3 protein-coding genes are annotated in these 2,004 nt (G+C 34.0%); all 3 read left to right on the top strand.

Translation table 11 applies throughout. The annotated features are described in order from the left end of the window. The first annotated feature begins 332 nt into the window (after positions 1 to 332). The 3 genes from ACFQ3N_RS01120 (at position 333) to ACFQ3N_RS01130 (ending at position 1,592) form a co-directional block, all read left to right on the top strand. Positions 333 to 599, top strand: coding sequence for a chloride channel protein (locus tag ACFQ3N_RS01120; RefSeq protein WP_390358755.1), 267 nt, complete (start codon positions 333 to 335; stop codon positions 597 to 599). Beyond that, on the top strand, positions 596 to 877 hold the full coding sequence (locus ACFQ3N_RS01125; protein WP_390358757.1) for a chloride channel protein: 282 nt from the start codon (positions 596 to 598) through the stop codon (positions 875 to 877). Before ACFQ3N_RS01120 ends, ACFQ3N_RS01125 begins: the two co-directional genes overlap by 4 nt. A gap of 103 nt (positions 878 to 980) precedes the next feature. Then, positions 981 to 1,592, top strand: coding sequence for a DUF421 domain-containing protein (locus tag ACFQ3N_RS01130; RefSeq protein WP_390358759.1), 612 nt, complete (start codon positions 981 to 983; stop codon positions 1,590 to 1,592). Positions 1,593 to 2,004 lie beyond the last annotated feature (412 nt).

Consider the following 2,004-nt stretch of genomic DNA (forward strand, 5'->3'; position numbering starts at 1 on the left):
TTGAACAGTGACACGCTTTACAGCTGGTTAAATGGAACACTTTTTTCTAGCTGCGAAAGTTGAGTTAATAAGATTAACTTGTTAATTCGACATTAATTTCCATTTTCCTCTTTTTTGATGGAAATATCGTAATAAGGTTGCTGTCATTACGGCACTTAGCAGTTCTGGTGATTTTACCCATTACCCATATTAAACAAACTAACCTAACTAGCTAAACTTTGAATTCGTCTTATTATTGAAAGTGGGGTGACTAATTACCCTGTCTTATTTTTTAAGATAAACATATTCGACAAGAAAATTTTTATGATGAGCGGTATAAGTGCTGGTTTTGGATGGAGATGACTGCTTTAGGAATGCTGAAATTTGAAGCACTTGTTCCTTGTCTTACGGCAAGCTTTGTTGGTCACTATGTAACTACAGCAGGTTGGGGACATAAACACGAAAAATTTATAATACAAACTGTACCGGAAATATCTATTAGTACATTTATAATAGTTATTCTTCTATCAGTCATTTTTAGCCTAATTAGTGTTTTATACTGTCCGTTGAGGCATGGGATAGAAAAATTATCTGAGAAACCTTCAAAAAAAACCATATGAAAAGAGCTTTTTTTGAAGGTATTGTCATTGTAGTATTAACTTTGATCGTTAGTTCACAGGATCACAATGGCCGAGGATTACAGATGTTAGAACAATCTTTTATAGAAGACGTTCCACCCTTTGCTTTACTGGCCAAGCTAATATTTACAGCAGCAACTCTTGGTACCGGCTTTGTTGGCGGTGAAGCCATACCTTTATTTTTCATTGGAGCAACATTAGGCAATACCTTACACACATTCATTGATTTACCCATGTCATTTCTCGCTGCATTAGACTAAAGAATAAAGTAAAGGATATCATCCACAATAAACAATAGATATTAAACCCAGAAAGATTCAACTGTAAATATAATTTAGCAACATTTGAAAAGAGGAGTTGTTTTTGGATTTACACTTCATATGGAAAGCTATTGTCGTCGTGATAGGAGGAGTCCTGATCTTACGGTTAGCTGGAAGAAAATCAATCTCGCAGCTTACTGTTGCTCAGACTGTCATGATGATAGCTGTTGGGTCATTAATTATTCAACCTGTTGGCGATAGGAACATTTGGATTACAATGTTAATTACATTTTTAATGGTAGCTACACTTCTTTTTATTGAGTATATTGTTTTGAAATCGAATGCTCTTGAAACCTTAATTTATGGGAAAGGACTTGTAGTAGTTGAAAATGGCCAAATTAATGAAAACAATTTAAAGAAGCTGCGGTTAACGGTTGATATGCTTGAAGTACGAATGAGACAACAAAACATTCAGCATTTTACTGATTTACAATGGGCTACAATAGAAGCGAACGGTCAGTTAGGATATATGTTAAAGTCTGATAAACAATACGCTACTAAAGAGGATATTCAGATGCTGAAATCGCTGATTGAATCAAATCAATCTAATCCTCCAAATGAAACATCAACAACTACAACAAGTGTGTCAGATAACATATTTACTGAGGTTAAAAATAGAAAGCATAAAGAAAAACCTAAAGAGAATTTGGACTAACTGTCACTTACCAAATTTTGTCATATTTTATCGAAAAATTTTAATGTGCGCATGATTGTAGCAACTTGGGACTAAAAAGCTTGTTTACTTATGGTAAGGGTTTGTAGGTAAAATAAAAAAACATTGGAGAGGTATTTAGTGCACCTCTCCTTTACTAACTACATAAGTAAATGCGTTAAATGAGACTTTGCTTACAATTACTAAGTTACCATAAGTATGAAATATATCTGTAATGTAAAATTAAGCTTCACAACTGATTTTACAAGCAATACTTTAAGAAATCATTAGAAAACTTTGCTTATCGTTAAAGGGATTCTTAGTAAGCGTACTTTGCTTTCTTAGAGTCCCTTATGCTCTGGAGTGCAAGCCTTAATGGGTCAAGTAGGAGGGGACCTTTCCTCAAGGATTGTGT

It is taken from the genome of Virgibacillus byunsanensis, from assembly GCF_042675965.1.
Taxonomy (GTDB): domain Bacteria; phylum Bacillota; class Bacilli; order Bacillales; family Amphibacillaceae; genus Virgibacillus_R; species Virgibacillus_R byunsanensis.